10 protein-coding genes and 1 pseudogene are annotated in these 17,750 nt (G+C 72.4%); 6 read left to right on the top strand and 5 right to left on the bottom strand.

The annotated features are described in order from the left end of the window. Positions 1-373: 373 nt before the first annotated feature. The gene (locus AB0I77_RS02160) at positions 374-1,570 is read right to left on the bottom strand and encodes an ROK family protein (protein WP_363280346.1); all 1,197 of its coding nucleotides are present in this window, start codon (positions 1,568-1,570) and stop codon (positions 374-376) included. Positions 1,571-1,851: 281 nt separating this feature from the next. Between AB0I77_RS02160 and AB0I77_RS02155 the strand changes: the two are divergent. The 3 genes and pseudogenes from AB0I77_RS02155 to AB0I77_RS02145 all read left to right on the top strand — a co-directional run. Further along, positions 1,852-3,234 (top strand): annotated as a pseudogene (locus AB0I77_RS02155) (trehalase family glycosidase); the annotation flags it as partial. Then, positions 3,231-5,168, top strand: a complete 1,938-nt coding sequence (locus tag AB0I77_RS02150) for a glycogen debranching N-terminal domain-containing protein (RefSeq protein ID WP_363280345.1) — start codon at positions 3,231-3,233, stop codon at positions 5,166-5,168. The pseudogene AB0I77_RS02155 and the gene AB0I77_RS02150, both read left to right, overlap by 4 nt. A 382-nt stretch (positions 5,169-5,550) precedes the next feature. Next, positions 5,551-7,260, top strand: coding sequence for a CDP-alcohol phosphatidyltransferase (locus AB0I77_RS02145; RefSeq protein ID WP_363280559.1), 1,710 nt, complete (start codon positions 5,551-5,553; stop codon positions 7,258-7,260). 180 nt (positions 7,261-7,440) lie between these two features. Here the strand turns inward: AB0I77_RS02145 and dusB are convergent, their stop codons facing one another. Further along, entirely contained in the window at positions 7,441-8,571 is a 1,131-nt protein-coding gene (dusB, locus tag AB0I77_RS02140) for a tRNA dihydrouridine synthase DusB (protein WP_363280344.1), read from the bottom strand. Between the two features lie 121 nt (positions 8,572-8,692). On the opposite strand from dusB, the gene AB0I77_RS02135 reads away from it, so the two are divergent. Then, positions 8,693-10,138, top strand: a complete 1,446-nt coding sequence (locus AB0I77_RS02135; protein WP_363280343.1) for an MFS transporter — start codon at positions 8,693-8,695, stop codon at positions 10,136-10,138. A gap of 60 nt (positions 10,139-10,198) precedes the next feature. On the opposite strand, the gene AB0I77_RS02130 is transcribed toward AB0I77_RS02135, so the two are convergent. Next, positions 10,199-14,752 (bottom strand): cation-translocating P-type ATPase, encoded by a 4,554-nt coding sequence (locus AB0I77_RS02130; protein ID WP_363280342.1) that lies wholly within the window; start codon positions 14,750-14,752, stop codon positions 10,199-10,201. Between the two features lie 9 nt (positions 14,753-14,761). Further along, positions 14,762-15,367 carry a hypothetical protein gene (locus AB0I77_RS02125; protein ID WP_363280341.1) on the bottom strand — a complete coding sequence of 202 codons (606 nt, stop codon included), beginning with the start codon at positions 15,365-15,367 and terminating at the stop codon, positions 14,762-14,764. A gap of 266 nt (positions 15,368-15,633) precedes the next feature. On the opposite strand from AB0I77_RS02125, the gene AB0I77_RS02120 reads away from it, so the two are divergent. Beyond that, positions 15,634-15,840, top strand: coding sequence for a hypothetical protein (locus AB0I77_RS02120; RefSeq protein ID WP_363280340.1), 207 nt, complete (start codon positions 15,634-15,636; stop codon positions 15,838-15,840). A 141-nt stretch (positions 15,841-15,981) separates the two neighbouring features. Next, positions 15,982-17,121 (top strand): serine hydrolase domain-containing protein, encoded by a 1,140-nt coding sequence (locus tag AB0I77_RS02115; RefSeq protein WP_363280339.1) that lies wholly within the window; start codon positions 15,982-15,984, stop codon positions 17,119-17,121. Positions 17,122-17,131: 10 nt separating this feature from the next. On the opposite strand, the gene AB0I77_RS02110 is transcribed toward AB0I77_RS02115, so the two are convergent. Continuing rightward, complete coding sequence (locus AB0I77_RS02110; protein ID WP_363280338.1) at positions 17,132-17,734, bottom strand: TetR family transcriptional regulator; 603 nt, start codon at positions 17,732-17,734, stop codon at positions 17,132-17,134. Positions 17,735-17,750 lie beyond the last annotated feature (16 nt).

Genomic DNA, 17,750 nt, shown 5'->3' with positions numbered 1-17,750 from the left:
GTCCACTTGTGCGTCATGCGCCTGTAACCACTCGTCCGCCAGCGGATTGAAAGTCAAAGCTTGGCAAGCGGTGGCAGGCGGATGTTTTCACTTCTTGAAGGAATCAACACCCGTAGACCTGGGATTTCGCTCACCTGAGCGGCTCTCAGCACGCATGAGTTCGATCGATGAACGATCAAGGGGTGGCACTGAGTGCCACCCCTTGGAGAAGTGCAGTCGGTCAAGATCCGCTCATCTGAGCGCAAGCCTTATCAAGGGTGGCGAGAATCACGCTGCCACAGACGCCGGGATTTCACCATGCGGACGAGTAGCGGGACGGAAACGCGTCCGTCACATAAGCCCTGATCACACACCCCTGATCACACAGTCCTGATCACACACCCAGCACCCGCAGCCGCTCCTCCACCCGCTCCGGCGCGTACAGGTGCTCCACGACCATCGCCCCGGCCCCCACCAGCCCCGCCCGGTCGCCGAGCCGCGAGGTGACGACCTCCAGATGAGCGGTGGAGCGCGGCAGCGCCCGCTGGTACAGCAGCTCCCGTACGCCCGTGAGGAAGGCCGTTCCGGCCAGATCCCCCGCGATCATCAGGACCCCGGGGTTCAGCAGCGTCACCACGGTCGCCAGGACGTCGCCGACCTGCCGGCCGGCCTCCCGGGCGTACGCGGCCGCCTCGGGGTGCCCGGCCGCCAGCAGGTCCCGTACGTCCGAGCCGGACGCCGCCGGCACTCCGGCCTCCGCCAGCCGCCGGGCCACGGCGCCGCCGCTCGCGACGGCGGCCAGACAGCCGTAGGAACCGCATCGGCACAGCGCCTCGGCGCCCACCCGGATGTGGCCGATGTCGCCCGCGCCGCCGTCGATGCCCCGGTAGATCGATCCGCCGACCACCACCCCGGCGCCGATGCCCGTCGAGACCTTGACCAGGACGAGCGCCGAGCAGTCCGGGTGGCTGGTGCGCTGTTCGCCGTACGCCATGAGGTTGGCGTCGTTGTCGACGAGGACCGGTACCGCGCCGGCCCCGGTGTGCTCGGTGAAGGAGCGGGCCAGGCGGCCACGTATGTCGTAGCCGTCCCAGCCGGGCATGATCGGCGGCTGGACCACCCGGCCGGTCTCGCTGTCGACCGGGCCCGGCACCGCGAGGCCGATGCCGCAGACCTCGTCCGGGCGGTGGCCCGCCTTCTGCAGCAGCTCGGCGAACCAGTGGCCGAGTTCGCCGAGTACGGCGTCGGGGCCGTCCTCGATGACCAGCGTGCCCGCCTGCTCGGCGAGGATCTCGCCGGTCAGCGAGAGGAGGGCCGCGCGCGCGTGCCGGGTGTCGAGGTCGGCGGTGAGGACGACCGCGTGGGCGTCGTCGAACTCGAGCGTGATGGAGGGGCGGCCACCGAGGGGCGAGTCGACCGGGCCACCGCCGCCCTCGCGCAGCCAGCCCGCGCGGAAGAGGCGGTCGAGGCGTTGGCCCACGGTGGCCCGGGAGAGTCCGGTGGCCGTCTGGAGCGCGCCGCGTGTGGTGGCACGACCGCTGCGTACCAGTTCGAGCAGATCGCCGGCGCTCGCCTGACCTCGTCCAGTCATGCGCACCCCCTTGTGTTTCTCAAGCTTGCATTACATATTGAGTTTTGCGTGTTAAATAGACGTAACCCTACGGTAGCCACTGCCGAACCGGTTGGCCCTACGTCTTCGGGGAGTACTTAGTGGATCGCGCAACGCAGGTCACCGTCCGCAACACGGGAAACTTGGATCCCGTACGCACCTTCTCCTCACCCCCCTTTTCCGGCCATGGTGAGGTCTCGGGCACCAGGGGCGTTGCATACGATCCGGCCGCGACGACACATTCCGTAACGCAGCCGACACAATCGCTGCACGCCAGGGCCGCACGGGTGCTGGAGGGCAACTGGACGGGCGTCTCCACGGTCCCCTCGCACGGCCTGTATCCGCACCAGTGGTCCTGGGACTCGGCCTTCATCGCGATCGGCCTGCGCCACCTGTCGCCGTTAAGCGCGCAGACGGAGCTGGAGACGCTGCTCGATGCCCAGTGGGGCGACGGGCGGATCCCGCACATCGTGTTCAATCCCTCCGTACCGCTCGACGCGTACTTCCCGAGCCCCGACTTCTGGCGCTCCTCGACCGCGGGGCGCGCCGCGGGTGCCCCGCGCACCGTACAGACGTCCGGCATCGTGCAGCCACCGGTGCACGCGCTGGCGGCCCTGCTGGTGCACCGCGCCGATCCGGGTCTGTCGCGGGCGCGTGGCTTCCTCGCCCATGTGTATCCCCGGCTGGCGGCCTGGCACCGGTATCTGCTGCACCGGCGGGACCTGGGCGGAGGCTCCCTCGCGTCGGTCGTGCACCCCTGGGAACAGGGTATGGACAACAGCCCTTGCTGGGACGCCCCGTTGAGCCGGATCACGCCTGCCCCGGCCCGCTCCTTCCGCCGCGCGGACCTGGCCCACGGTTCGCCCGAGGACCGGCCGACGGATCTGGACTACGGGCGGTATGTGCGGCTGGCGACCGACTACCGCGACGGTGAGTACGCGGATGGCGCGAGTGAGTTCGCCGTGGAGGATCCCTCCTTCAACGCTCTCCTCATCGCCTCCGAGCACGCGCTGGCCGAGATCGCGCAGGAGCTGGGCGCGACCGGCACGGCCCGGCACGCGCGCGCGGAGCGGCTGACGGCGGCGCTGATCGACCGGCTGTGGGACCCGGCGGAGGGGATGTTCTTCTGCCGTGACGTGCGGGGCGGGGAGCTCATCCCCGAGCGCAGTGTCTCGGGGCTGATCCCGCTGCTGCTGCCCACGCTGCCCCGCGACATCGCCGCCACCCTCGTCCGGACGACAGCCTCGAAGCACTTCGGGCTCGGCGGCAGCACCCGCCTGGTCCCGAGTTACGACCTGCTCGGCGAGGCCTTCGACCCGCACCGCTACTGGCGCGGGCCGGCCTGGTTCAACACGAGCTGGCTGATGGAGCGGGGGCTGAGGCTGCACGGCGAGCAGGGCCGGGCCGACTCGCTGCGGCGGGCGGTCCTGGAGGTGGCGGACGCGTCCGACTTCGCGGAGTACGTCGACCCGTACACCGGCGAGGCCTGCGGGGCGACCGGCTTCAGCTGGACCGCCGCGCTCACGCTCGACCTGCTGCACACGCGCATCGACATGAGCGGCCAGGAGGTGCAGGCAGTCACGGAAGTCCAGCAAGCCAAGGCAGTCCAGGCAGTCAAGGCAGTCAAGGGAGGCGACCGGGGATGACGGACCGGCATCATCTGCTCGTGCACGGCGGGACGTTCGCGGCCGTGGGCGACGGTGGGGACATCAGCGGTGTCCGGGGCGGCAGTTCCCCGGACGGTTTATTCGTACGGGACGCCCGGCATCTGAGCCGGTGGCAGCTCACGGTCGACGGTGCCGTGCCGGAGGCGCTGTCCCCGGTGGCCGACGGGGACACGGCGCGCTGTGTGCTCGTGCCGCGCGGCGGGCGCCAGGAGCCGCCGGCGTACACGCTCTTTCGTGAACAGGCCGTCGCGGACGGCTCGTTCGTCGAATCTCTGCGCGTGACGAGCAACCGTCCGGTGCCGACGACGGTCCGCCTCGCGGTCACCGCGGACGCCGACTTCACCGACCAGTTCGAGCTGCGCTCCGACCACCGCACCTACACCAAGATCGGCGCCACCCGCGCCCGCCAGATCCTGGACGACGGTGTGGAGTTCAGCTACCAGCGTGGCGAGTGGCGTTCCTGTACGACCGTCACGGCCGAGCCCGCCCCGGACGGCGTGGAGGAGACCGGCACCGGAGCCAGGCGCCTGGTGTGGACGCTGGATCTGGAACCGCACGGCATGGCGGAGTTGACGCTGCGGGTCATGGCCCGGCCGCACGGCGACAAGCGGGCCTTGCGGGTGCCACGTTCCCCGGCCGCCGTCAATCGGCAACTCCTCGCGATGGAAGGGCAGTTCGTGGAGGGCGTGGCCTTCCCGACGGGCTGGCCGGAGCTGGCCGCCGCCTGTGCCCGCGGTCTCGCGGACCTCGCCTCGCTCCAGGTCCCGGCGACCGGGCCGGACGGCGAGGACCTGCGGGTGCCGGCGGCGGGGGCGCCGTGGTTCCTGACCCTGCTGGGCCGGGACGCCCTGCTCACCTCACTGTTCGCGCTCCCCTACCGGCCCCGGCTGGCCGCCGCCACCCTGCCCGCGCTCGCCGCGACCCAGGCCACCGAGACCGGCCCGGAGTCGGTCGCCCAGCCCGGCAAGATCGTGCACGAGGTGCGGCACGGCGAGCTGGCGCACTTCGGTCAGGTGCCGTACGGGCGTTACTACGGCTCCGTGGACGCCACCCCGCTGTTCCTCGTGCTGCTCGGGGCGTACGTCGAGCAGACCGGGGACGCGGAACTGGCCCGGCGCCTGGAGCCGAACGCCCGCGCGGCGATCGGCTGGATGCTGGACCACGGCGGGCTCACCTCGCGCGGCTACCTGGTCTACCGCGCCGACCAGGGCGGCCTCGCCAACCAGAACTGGAAGGACTCCCCCGGCTCCATCTGCTCGGCCGACGGCACCCGTCCAAGCGGGCCGGTGATGGCGGCGGGCGCGCAGGGATACGCGTACGACGCGCTGCGCCGGACCGCGCAGCTCGCCCGCACGGTGTGGGACGACCAGACCTACGCGGCCCTGCTGGAACAGGCGGCCGGTGACCTGCGCGACCGTTTCCAGCGCGACTTCTGGATGCCGGAGCGCTCCTTCCCCGCCCTCGCGCTGGACGGCGAGGGCCGCCAGGTGGACGCGCTGGCCTCGGACGCCGGGCATCTGCTGTGGTCGGGGCTGCTGGACAAGGAGTACGGGGAGGTCGTCGGCCGGCGCCTGCTCGAACCGGACTTCTTCTCCGGCTGGGGCGTGCGCACGCTGGCGGCCGGGCAGTCGGCGTACCACCCGCTGTCGTACCACCGCGGTTCGGTGTGGCCGCACGACAACGCGCTGATCACGCTGGGGCTGGCCCGCTACGGCCTGCACGACGAGGCCCGGGGCGTCGCCCACGCGTTGGTCGACGCGGCGACGGCGACCGGGCACCGGCTGCCGGAGGTCCTCGCGGGGTACGGCCGGGACACGCATGCGGAGCCGGTGCCGTATCCGCACGCGTGTGTGCGGGAGTCGCGGTCGGCGGCGGCTCCGTTGGCGCTGCTGACGGCGGTCGGGGGTGCCTGAAACCGTGCCTGGCCGACCGGTTGGCGAGGCGTTTGCCCGGTGTTTGCCGAGCACTGGGCAAAAGGGCTGAACACCGGACGGAGGCGAACCGTACGGGAATGCGGCGGACCCGATCCCTCACATCGGGTCCGCCGCTCCACCGGGCTTCGTACGGAAGGACCTTCGGGTGCCTGTCTTCACGCGTTTTCGCCAACCGCCGGGCACGCGACCGCCGGTCACGATCGACGACACTGCCTCTGTCGAGCCGTTGAACGAGGAGGCGACAGAGGTGAAGAGCGACGCGGCACCCGAGGCGAAGAGCGAGCCGGAGATACCGGCGGAGGACAAGCCAGAGATAGCGGCGCAGGACAAGCCGGAGACAGCGGCGCAGGACAAGCCAGAGATACCGGCCGGCACCCCGGCAGCGGCCGGCCTCAGAGCCCGCCTCGCCCACTGGCGGGCCTGGCGCACCCGCTACCCCACCGCCGCCCGCGTCCTCTACTGGACGACCACCGCCCTCGCCGCCGTCCTCGTGCTCGGCGCTCTGCTCATGCCGAACACCATCGCCGCGTTGCAGTACAACCGGTTCACGCGGCTGCCGTCGGAGGCGATCATCGGGGCGGTCGTGCTGCTCGCGCTGCCGCGCCGGGCGCGGACGATCGTGGCGGCGTTCTGTGGGGTCGTCCTCGGTGCGCTGACCATCGTGAACTTCCTCGACATGGGATTCACCGAGTATCTCGGCCGGGGCTTCAACCTGGTCCTCGACTGGGGTCTGCTGGACGACGCCCAGTCGTACGTCGAGGACACGATGGGCCGGGCGACGGCGATCGGCGCCGCGGTCGGCGCGGTCGTCCTGGTCGCTGTCCTGCTCGTCGTCATGGCCCTGGCGACGGTGCGGCTCAGCAACCTGCTGGCGCGCGACACCCAGACCTCGACCCGGGCCACGCTGATCGCGGGCACCGTGTGGATCACCTGCTCCACCCTCGGCTTCCAGGTCGCCGGGGTGCCGGTCGCCTCGGACCGGGCCGCCAACGCGCTGGAGGTCCAGGCGCGGCGGGTGAAGAGCACGCTGCGGGACGAGGCTGCGTTCGCGAAGGAGGCCAAGGCCGACAAGTTCGGCAACACGCCCGGCAGTCAGCTGCTGCCCGACCTGCGCGGCAAGGACATGATCTTCACGTTCATCGAGAGCTACGGCCGCAGCGCGCTCGAGGACCCGGTCATCGCGCCCGGTGTGGACAAGACCCTCGACACGAGCACCAAGGCGCTGGAGAAGGCCGGTTTCCGCGCGAAGAGCGGCTGGCTGACCTCGGCGACGTACGGCGGCAGCAGCTGGCTCGGCCACTCCACCACCATGTCCGGCCTGTGGATCGACAACCAGCAGCGCTACAGCACGGTCATGGCCGGCGACCATCTCAGCCTGACGAAGGCGTTCAAGAAGACGGGCGCCTGGGACACGGTCGGGGTGATGCCCGGTATCCAGAAGGGCTGGCCGGAGCAGGAGTTCTACGGCCTGGACAAGGTCTACAACGCCTTCCAGATGGGCTACAAGGGCCCGAAGTTCAGCTGGTCGACGATGCCGGACCAGTACGCGCTGGAGGCCTTCCAGCGTCTGGAGCACGGCAAGAAGCGCGACAAGCCGCTGATGTCGGAGATCATCCTGACCTCCAGCCACCAGCCCTGGTCGCCGATCCCGAAGCTGGTCGGCTGGGACGAGTTGGGCAACGGTTCGCTCTTCGGTCCGATCAAGGAGGCGGGCACCAACGCGTCGGACGTCCGCAACGACACCACCCGCTCCAAGCAGGAGTACGGCAAGTCGATCCAGTACTCGGTCACCAGCCTGACCCAGTGGCTGGAGCGCTACGGCACCGACGACACCGTTCTCGTCTTCCTCGGCGACCACCAGCCGATCGCCCGGGTCAGCGGCAACAACGCCGGCCGTGACGTGCCGATCTCGGTCGTCGCCAAGGACCCGAAGGTCCTCGACAAGATCGCGAGCTGGAACTGGACGGAGGGGCTGAAGCCCGCGCAGAACGCCCCGGTGTGGAAGATGAGTTCGTTCCGCGACCGGTTCCTGACGGCGTACGGGTCGACGCCGCAGCCGTCCAAGGACTGAGCCACTCGCCGGGGGTCAGAGCCTGTGTCATATCCCCGGCCGGGCGCGGGACGCCTGGCACGCACGCTCGCCGCGTTGCCGAAACGCCCTAGTAGCTCCGCTACGAGGGCCCTCCGGCGCCTTGCGATCGCACGCACCAGACGCCCCGCGCTGATCCGGCCGGGGATATGACACAGGCTCTCAGCCGCCGGAGGTGTCCAGCTCCGCCTCTTCGCCGATCCCCGCGCAGTCGTACGGGTCCTTCAGCCAGCCGTCCGGCAGCACCACCCGGTTGTTGCCGGACGTACGGCCGCGGGGCCCGTCGGCGCCGGTCGGCCAGGGCTGGTCGAGGTCCAACTCGTCGAGCCCGGACCGCAGTTCCTCCAGCGAGGAGGTGATCGCGAGTCGCTTGCGCATCTCCGAGCCGACCGCGAAGCCCTTCAGGTACCAGGCGACGTGCTTGCGGAAGTCGATGACCCCGCGCGCCTCGTCGCCGATCCACTCGCCGAGCAGGGTGGCGTGGCGGACCATGACGTCGGCGACCTCGCGGAGGGCGGGCGTACGGAAGTCGTCGCGGCCCTCGAAGGCGGCCACCAGGTCCGCGAACAGCCACGGCCGGCCCAGGCATCCGCGCCCCACGACCACTCCGTCGCACCCGGTCTCCCGCACCATCCGCAGCGCGTCCTGGGCCGACCAGATGTCGCCGTTGCCGAGCACCGGGATCTCGGGGACGTGCTCCTTCAGGCGGGCGATGGCATCCCAGTCGGCGGTGCCGCCGTAGTGCTGGGCGGCGGTACGGCCGTGCAGCGCGATGGAGGTGACGCCCTCCTCGACGGCGATCCGGCCGGCGTCGAGGTAGGTGATGTGGTCGTCGTCGATGCCCTTGCGCATCTTCATGGTCACGGGGAGGTCCCCGGCCCCGCTGACCGCCTCGCGCAGGATCGCCCGCAGCAGGTTCCGCTTGTACGGCAGGGCGGAACCGCCGCCCTTGCGGGTGACCTTCGGGACCGGGCAGCCGAAGTTCAGGTCGATGTGGTCGGCGAGGTCCTCTTCCGCGATCATGCGGACGGCCTTGCCGACGGTGGCCGGGTCGACGCCGTAGAGCTGGATCGAGCGCGGCTTCTCGGTCGCGTCGAAGCGGATCAGCTGCATGGTCTTCTCGTTGCGCTCGACCAGCGCCCGGGTCGTGATCATCTCGCTGACGAACAGGCCCTTGCCGCCGCTGAACTCTCTGCACAGGGTGCGGAAGGGCGCGTTGGTGATCCCGGCCATCGGCGCCAGCACCACGGGGGGCGCGACGGTGTGCGGGCCGATGGAGAGCGGGTGGGTCATCAGGAGCTCCGGGACGGACGTACGGCAGAGGGGCGAGAGCCCATTGTCCCTCACGCCGGGCAAAGATCGTGCAACGGTCATTAGTTAGCCGCACTATCGAATTTCGCGTACGATGGAGCGCATGCCAGAGCCAAGTCACCGTCGACGCATGCTGGTGCTCGCGATCTGCTGTATGAGCCTGCTGATCGTGAGCTTGGACACCACCGCCCTGAACGTCGCCCTGCCTTCCATGCAGCGGCAGTTGCACACGAGCACGTCCGGCCTTCAGTGGACGATCGACGCCTACACACTGGTCCTCGCCTCACTGCTGATGCTGGCCGGTTCCACCGGCGACCGGATCGGCCGCAAGCGGGTCTTCATCGCGGGCCTGATCGTCTTCACCGTCGGTTCCGCCCTGTGCTCCGTCGCCCCGAACCTGGAGGCGCTGGTCGCCTTCCGCATGGTGCAGGCGGTGGGCGGGTCGATGCTCAACCCGGTCGCCATGTCGATCATCACCAACACCTTCACGGACCCGCGCGAACGGGCCCGGGCCATCGGCGTGTGGGGTGCCGTGGTCGGCCTCTCCATGGCCGCCGGACCGCTGGTCGGCGGGCTGCTCGTGGACTCGGTCGGCTGGCGCTCGATCTTCTGGGTCAACCTGCCGGTGGGCCTGGCCGCCCTCCTGCTCACCCTGCGCTACATCCCCGAGTCCCGCGCTCCCAAGGCCCGCCGCCCCGACCCGGTCGGCCAGGTCCTGGTGATCGCGCTGTTCGGCTCCCTGACGTACGCGATCATCGAGGCGCCGAACGCGGGGTTCGCCGCGGTGCTGCCGTTCGCCGGGGTCGCGCTGGCCGCACTGGCCGGGCTGCTCTGGTACGAGCCCCGGCGTGACGAACCCCTCATCGACCTGCGGTTCTTCGGGTCGGTGCCGTTCAGCGGGGCCACGGTGATCGCGATGAGCGCGTTCGCTTCGCTGGGCGGGTTCCTGTTCCTGTCGACGCTGTACCTCCAGAACGTGCGGGGGCTGGACGCCCTGCACGCGGGGCTGTGGATGCTGCCGATGGCCGTGCCGATGTTTCTGCTCGCGCCGGTGTCCGGCCGGCTGGTGGGCAGCTTCGGTCCGCGGGTGCCGCTGCTGATCGCGGGGGTCGCGATGACCACGAGCGCCGTTCTGTTCGCCGCGTTCGAGGCCGAGACCTCGAACAACACGCTGTTGCTCGGATACGTCCTGTTCGGCATCGGCTTCGGCTTCGTCAACGCGCCGATCACCAACACGGCGGTGTCCGGCATGCCGCGCAGTCAGGCCGGGGTGGCCGCTGCGGTCGCCTCCACGAGCCGGCAGCTGGGGATGACCCTGGGCGTCGCGGTCATCGGGGCGGTGCTGGCGGCGGGCGTGGGCGAGTCGTCGTACCGGGCGGTGTTCGTCTCCGCCGCGAGCCCCGGTTGGTGGGTCATCGCGGGGTGCGGCCTCCTGGTGCTGGTGCTCGGTGCACTGACGAGTGGGGCCTGGGCGCGGGGGACCGCGGTGCGGACGGCCGAGCGGCTGGAGTCGCCCGAGTTGCGGCAGGCGGCGGACCTGAGCGCCTGACGCTCTGTCCGGGCTCACAACTGCCGTGCCAGTGTGGTCTGGCCTCCCGTCAGCATCTGGTCATACGCTGCCGCGGGCGGTCGGGCCGCCGGCCGGCCACCGCTTCATGACGGCCTCCTCCACATACGGCACCGCCCGCTGCCCCACCAGCGCCAGCGCGATCGCCGCCGCCACTCCTGCCCAGGCCACCGGCCCCAGGGGTGTGCAGCCGAACAGCTGGCTGACGCCAGGGGTCTCCACCAGCGCCACCAGGACGACGGCGGACCCCAGCGACGTGACGCGGACCAGCGGGCTGTCGCGGCGGTCCGCCAGGGTCTGGGCCAGCTGGGTGCCGACCACCGCGCACAGGGCCATCGTCGTCGAGCGGCGGGGCGTGCCGGGGGTGAAGCGGCCGAAGAGCCAGGCGGCGGTGGCGCCCAGGCAGGTGGTGAGGGCGCGATGGCGGATCTGGCGGAGGAGCGGGGTGCCGAGGACGGTGGTGGCGAGGGGGCCGTCGGATTCCGGCCCCGGCGCCCCTTCCTCTGTCGCGCCTTCCGCTGCCGTCGCCCCCTCTGTCGCGCCTTCCGCTGCCGTCCCCTCCTCTGTCCGCTCCGTCGGTGTCACCGCCACCGCCATCGCCGGGAACAGGTCCGTGAACAGGTTCACCAGCAGCATCTGGCGGGTGGACAGGGGCGCGGAGCCCGACAGGAGGGTGCCGACGATGCCGAAGCCGACCTCGCCCGCGTTGCCGCCGATCAGGATGGCGATGGCGTCGGCGACGCTGTGCCACAGGGCGCGGCCTTCGTGGACCGCCTCGATGAGCACCGTCAGGTCGTCGCGGGTGACGACGAGGTCGGCGGCGTTGCGGGCGGCGGCCGAACCGCGGGCGCTGATGCCGACGCCGATGTCGGCGGCGCGGATGGCGGCGGCGTCGTTGGCGCCGTCGCCGACCATGCCGACCACCCGGCCGGCGTCCCGGAGGGCCTCGACGACCTGGAGTTTCTGCTCGGGGGCGACCCGGGCGACGACGTCGGTGTCCCGCAGCATCCGGGCGCGGACGGAGCGGTCGGCGGCGGCCAGTTCGTCGCCGGTGACCACGCTCGCGTCGTCCGGCCAGCCCAGGTCGGCGGCGATGGCACGGGCGGTCTGCGGATGGTCGCCGGTCAGCACGACCGGCCGTACGCCTGCCTCGCGCAGCCCGCGGACCAGCGCGGTGGACGTCTCGCGCGGTACGTCGGCGAGGGCGAGGAGTCCGGTGAACTCAAGGTCCCGCAACGGCTCTTCGAGTACGTCCGTCCCCGTCTCCCCTTCCTCCAGCGGGCGTTCGGCGACCGCGAGGACGCGCAGTCCGTCCCGGGCCAGCGTCTGGGAGGCGTCAAAGGTGTGGGCAGGCGGGTCGGGGCAGGCGGGCAGGACGGTCTCGGGGGCGCCCTTGACCACCAGCACGGGTGTGCCGTCCCCGGTGCGGCCGACGGCGGCGGCGTAGCCGCGGGCGGCCTCGAAGGGCAGGCCCTCGATCTGGGTCCACTCGGGGTCGGGGCCGGCGGCGTCCAGGACGGCCTCGTCGGTGGCGTGGGCCGGGCGGGCGGAGTCGCCGTCGCCGTTCAGGGTGGGGCAGGCGCGGGCCGCGACCCGCAGCGGGCCGGCCGCCTCGGGCTCGTCGAGGGTGTGGACCGTGCCGTCGGCGTCGGCGACCCGGACCAGGCGCAGCCGGTTCTCGGTGAGGGTGCCGGTCTTGTCGAAGCAGATGGTGTCCATGCGGCCCAGCGCCTCCAGCGTGCGCGGGGCGCGGACCAGGACGCCCCGGCCGCTGAGCCGGCGGGCGGCGGCCAGTTGCGCCACCGTGGCGACCAGCGGCAGCCCTTCGGGTACGGCGGCCACCGCGACCGCGACTCCGCCGCTCACCGCCTGCCGGATCGGTGTGCCGCGCAGCAGCGACAGGCCGGTCACCGCGGCCCCGCCGGCCATGGTCAACGGCATGGCCTTGCGGGTGAGTTCCTGGAGTCTGGCCTGGACTCCGGCGGCGGGCGGGACGCGGGCGGCGAGGGCGACGGCCCGGGCGGCCTCGGTACGGTCGCCGGTGTCCACGACGACGGCGCGGGCGCGTCCGGCCACCACGGTCGTGCCTTCGAAGACCATGCAGTCGCGTTCGGCGACGGGGACGTGCGGAGTCGGTTCCGTCCCCTTGTCCGCCGGCAGGGACTCGCCGGTCAGCGCGGACTCGTCGACCTCCAGGCCGTCCTCCCACAGCAGGCGGGCATCGGCGGGTACGACGTCGTCGGCCTTGAGGTCGAGGACGTCGCCGGGGCTGAGTCTGGCGGCGTCGACGAGGTGGGCCGCGGCTTCGTCGTCGGCGCTGTCGGCGATCCGCGCCTTCTGTTTCTGCTGCGCGAACAGCCCGGCCAGCGCCCGCTCGGCGCGCAGCCGCTGGATGCCGCCGACCAGTGCGTTCAGGTCGAGGGCGCCGAGGACGAGCAGGGCGTCCATGGCCGAGCCGAGGATCGCCGACGCGGCCGAGCCGACCGCGAGGACCGGGGTGAGGGGGTCGTCCAGTTCGCCGCGTACGGCCCGGCCCAGTTGCAGTGACCAGCGCGCGGGGGCCAGCGCGGGCTGTCGTACGACGGTGGCGGCGGCCTTGCGCACGCGGGAGGTCGTCTGTTCGACGACGGGCGGCTGCGGGGGCGTCTCGTGCTCCAGCCGGTCCTGGACGTCCTCCGGGTCCAGTTCGTGCCAGGCCACCCGGGGCCGGGGGTGCGGGGCGCGTGCCGCCGCCACGCCGAGCGCCGCGCGCACCCCGGTGAACAGGGCCGCCGCCGCGCTCAGGTCGACGGGTGCGTGCCGCAGCCCGGGCAGCGGCGTAGGAGTGCCGCGCCGCGACTCTCCGACGGCCACGAGCAGTCCGGACAGCGCGGCGCCGGACCGGGCGAGGGTCTGGGACCGGTGGCCGACCTTGCGGGCCACCGGTACGGCGGTCAGCAGCCGCCATACGTCGGGCAGGCCGTGCGGCGCGAGGAGGTCCGCGCCCCACACCACCTGGCCGTCCTGGTCGGTGAGGGCGACGGCCACGTCACCGTGGAGAAGGCCGCGGGTCACGTCCGCGTCCTCGCCGGGGCGGGGCCGGGCGACGGTGACGACCCCGCCGTCGTCACGCAGTTCGTCCACCACCTCACTCAACGGCCGCTCCGCGCCGACGACTTGATCGGCGAGGCCGGTGAAGTCGGCGAGCGCGGGATCGTCCACGACCACGACCCGCAGCCCGGCGCGCCGTGCCGCGTCCAGCACGGGTTCGGCCCACGCGTCGGCGCCCGCGCCGGGCGTCCGCAGCGCGCTGGGGTGCAGGACGACGGTGCCGGCCATCTCCAGCTGCCGCAGCCGGTCGGGATCGCGCACCAGCACACCGGCCCGGGACAGGGCGCCGCTCAGTACAGCGTGGAAGGCGGCGGGGCCGTACCGGGCGGCCTTGGGCGAGCCGGCGAGCACCGCCTCCGCCGCCTCGGCGACGTTGTGCTTGACCAGCAGGGTGGCCGCCGCGCCCACGACACTGCCGGCGGAGGCATGGGTGGCGTACGCCTGGGCGGGGGAGGTCCGCAGCGGCGGACGCAGTGCGGGATCGCCGGGGACGCTGTCCCGCCCCGGCGCGCACAGCTGGTCGTGGAGGGCCTCGAAGCCGGCCGTCCGCGCCAGCGCCTCGGTGAGCTGGCAGGTGCGCAGCGCGCCGTCGAGCAGCGGCGAGGTCGGGGTGTGACCGGCGCCGTGGGCGGCGGCGTTGGCGGCGGCCAGCACCACGTCCATGCGGGGGCCGCCGAGCCGTGCCCGCAGCCAGGAGCGGAACCGGGGGTTCTCCCGCAGCAGCGTGACCACGGCCGTCACCAGGCGCGGCGAGGCCGGCAGCCGCAGCGCGGAGCCGGCCACGGCGGTCACCACGCCCAGCGCGTCGGCGCCCAGCGCGAGGGCGGCGGTCCGCACGGTGCGCGGGTCGCCGGGGTGCGCGATTTCCTCCACCGCGTCCGCCGCGTCCACGGTGGCGCCGAGCGGCACGAGCCCGTGCCGCTCGGCGAGTTCGACCGCCCGCTCGACCACCCGGTCACCGGCGGCCTCTTCGCTCGCCACCACGACGAGCCGCGCGAGCCCCCGGTCCCAGTAGGCGAACGCCACGTCGGGATGCTCGGCGAGGGCGACGGCCACGCGCCGGGCCAGGTGCTCGGTGTGCCGCGGCCGGTCAAGCCGCTCGGCGATATCCGCATCCGCCGGCCGCAGGGCCAGGTGGGTCCTCGTACCGGAGCGCCAGTGGCGGGTGGGAGCCGGCCGGGCCGCGCGGGCGGCATGCGTCATCCGGAGTGCGAAGTCCGCCCCCCGGACGCCGGCCCGCGCCGTACCCGCCACCGCTCCCACGGCCACCCCCACCGCCGGCGCCGCACCCCGGGCCAGCAACCGGGGACCGCCCAGCACGAGCCCCGCAGCCGCCCCGGGCGCCCGGATGACATCCACCCCCCGCACACCCGCCCGCGCCGAACCCGCCACCGCCCCCGCAGCCACACCCACCGCCGGCGCCGCACCCCGGGCCAGCAGACGGGGGCCGGCCAGGACGAGGCCGGCGGCGGTTGCCGTCGGCCGGAGGAGACTTCCTGTGCTCATCACTCTCCCTCAGCTGCTGGTAGGGGCGTGTCGGGTCGTCGTCGAGCCGCCCGGCCCGCCGCGGGGCGTGGCCGGCGATGCCGTGTCGTGTTCGGGGTCGTGCGCGGGCAACTTGTCGGAGGGCGTGGCGCGCGACGCCCGGGCGGGCGACTTGGTGGCCGCCGCCACGGCCTTCGGTGTGGGCGTCTTGCCGGACGCCTTGCTCGCGTTGCCGGACGCCTTGCTCGCGTTGCCTGACGTCTTGCTCCCGGAGGACGTCCGGGAGCTGCCGGCGCCCCGTGCCGCGCCGCTCTGTCCGGTACTGCCGATGGCCTTGGCGGTCTCGGCGTTCTCCTCCGTCTCCTCCTGCCCCCGCGGCTGGGTCAGCCACGCCACCGCCGCTCCGGTGACGGCGACGGGCCACTCCACGAGTCCCGCGACGCCGAGCACTCCGGCGCCGGTGTACACGGCGATCCGCCGACCGCGCGGCGACACCGCTCCGACCTTGTCCAGTGCGCCTTCGGCCGCCCGGCCCACCATCGTGGCGCCGGGCACCTTGCTGATCGCCGAGGCGGCCGCCCGCAGCGGTTGCGGGAGATCCTGTGTCGACTTCTGCTCGGCCTTCTGTTCGGCCATGGCTCCTCGACTCCCCTCGGGTGGTGTCCACACCTTCCGGTCGCCCGAGTTCCCGCACTTCCCAGAGTCATCCGCGAGACAGCGAAACGCCCTGGTCACGCCCCCCTGGTCCAGCCGGCGGGCGTCGCGCTGACCGTGGTGGCGAGTCTGCGGCTGCCGAGGACGATCGACTGACCCTGTGAAAGATCCCCTGTTGATGTTGGTCTTGCTGCACACTCCTTGCTGCGTCAACCGACCGACAGGGCGCGGCCTCTGGAGGCAGCAGCATGCTGGAGATCAACACGAGCAAGGTGAGCCGCTGGGACCAGCACGGACGCGAACACGTCGTCCGTGTGCAGCGCTCGGGAGCGCAGCGCACGATCAGCTGCGACACCTGCGGCTGGCGCAAGGCGGCGCAGTTCCTGCCCTGGCTGAAGGCGGAGGAACACCTGGCGGAGGAACACCAGGCGACAGTGGATCCGACGGCGTCGTGAGCGGCCCGTCGGTCCGGTGACTCGGCGGCCCGTCGGTCCGGTGACTTCAGGACCGATGACTTTCCGCCACGGCAGGAGTCGTACGAACCGCTACGACCACGACCACGACTCCTGGACCGCGACGCATCGGAAGGCCCGCCCATGAGCGCACTGCACGACACCCTGCGACGGCACATCGACGACGGGACGGTCCCGGGGGCCGTCGGACTCGTGGCCCGCGGTGACGACGTCGAGGTGGTGACGGCCGGCTTCCAGGACGCCGACGGCACCACCCCGATGGCCCGGGACTCGATCTTCCGGATCGCCTCGATCACCAAGCCGATCACGGCGGCGGCGGTGCTGATGCTGGTGGAGGACGGGCGGATAGGGCTGGACGACCCGGTGGACGAGTGGCTGCCGGAGCTGTCGAAGCCGATGGTGGTGCGCACCCCGGCCGCTCCCGTGGACGACATGGTCCCGGCGAACCGCCCGATCACGGTCGAGGACCTGCTCAGCTCCCGGGCCGGCTGGGGCTTCCCGTCGGACTTCTCGCTCCCCGCGGTGCGGGCGCTGTTCGAGGTCCAGAAGGACGGCCGCGCCCCGCAGGCGTACCCGGATCCGGACACCTGGCTGGCCGCCCTCGCCCGGATCCCGCTGCTGAACCAGCCGGGCGAGGCCTGGCTGTACCAGACGTGCTCCGACCTCCAGGGCATCCTGGTCGCCCGGGCCTCGGGCCGGACGTTCCCCCAGTTCCTGGCGGAGCGGATCTTCGAGCCGCTGGGCATGACGGACACGGCGTTCGAGGTCCCGCCGGCCAAACGCGACCGCTTCACGAGCCACTACCGCGTGGCCGACCTGGGCGCCCTGGAACTGGCGGACCCTCCGAACGGCGAATGGGCCGGCCTCCCGGCCTTTCCCTCGGGCGGGGGCGGCCTGGTCTCCACGGCCGACGACTGGCTGTCCTTCGCCCGCATGCTGCTGGCGGGCGGCACGGCGAACGGCCACCGCCTGCTGACCCCGACCTCCGTGAGCCGCATGACCAGCAACCACCTCACCGCCTGCCAGCGCGAGCTGAACTTCCTCTTCCTGGAAGGCCAGGGCTGGGGCTACGGCGGCCAGGTCGACGTCACCCCGATCGATCCCTGGAACGTCCCCGGCCGCTATGGCTGGGTCGGCGGCACCGGCACGACGGCGTATGTCGTCCCGACCACGAACACGGTCACCATCCTCCTGACCCAGGTGGCGATGCAGAGCCCGACGCCGCCGAAGGTGATGCGGGATTTCTGGCAGTGCACGGCCTAGTACCCCGGCACTAGGTGGCCTCCAGCCCCCGCATCACCAGATCCACGACCGCCTCGAAGTCCTCCTCCACGCCCGGCTGTTCCCACTTCGCCGCATGGCAGGGGTGGTGGAAGAGGTCGGTGGCCTGGAAGAGGGCGCGGGCGGCGGTGGCCGGGTCGGGGACCGTGAAGGTGCCGGTGTCGACGCCCGCCTGGACGATCCGGGTCAGCTGGGCGGTCAGGTCGGCGATGTGCTCGCCGACCACCGAGCCGTACTCGCCGGTCAGCACGCTGTACGTGGCGAACAGCTCGGGATCGTCGGCCGCCTTGCGGCGCTTGGCCTCGAAGAGGGTCGCGAGCCAGTCGCGCAGCCGCTGCCCGGGGTCACGCTCCTCGTCGGCGGTGATCCCGGAGAGCGCCATGGAGGTGCGGTCCAGCCACCGCTTCGTCACCGCCTCGCGCAGCGCCACCTTCGTCCGGAAGTGCCGGTAGACGCTGCCGTGGCTGACGCCGAGCGCGCGGGCCACGTCCACCACGGTGGCCTTGGCCGGGCCGTGGCGGCGCAGCACGTCCTCGGTGGCTTCGAGGATGCGCTCGGCGGTCAGTGCCTCGCCGGTCGGTCTGGTCGGTGCCATGAGGGAAACGTACCTG

Origin of the sequence: Streptomyces sp. NPDC050619, from assembly GCF_040654815.1 — a bacterium.
Classification (GTDB): domain Bacteria; phylum Actinomycetota; class Actinomycetes; order Streptomycetales; family Streptomycetaceae; genus Streptomyces.
The sequence above is the reverse complement of the archived record's forward strand: the minus strand, read 5'-3'. Positions and strand labels throughout refer to the sequence as shown.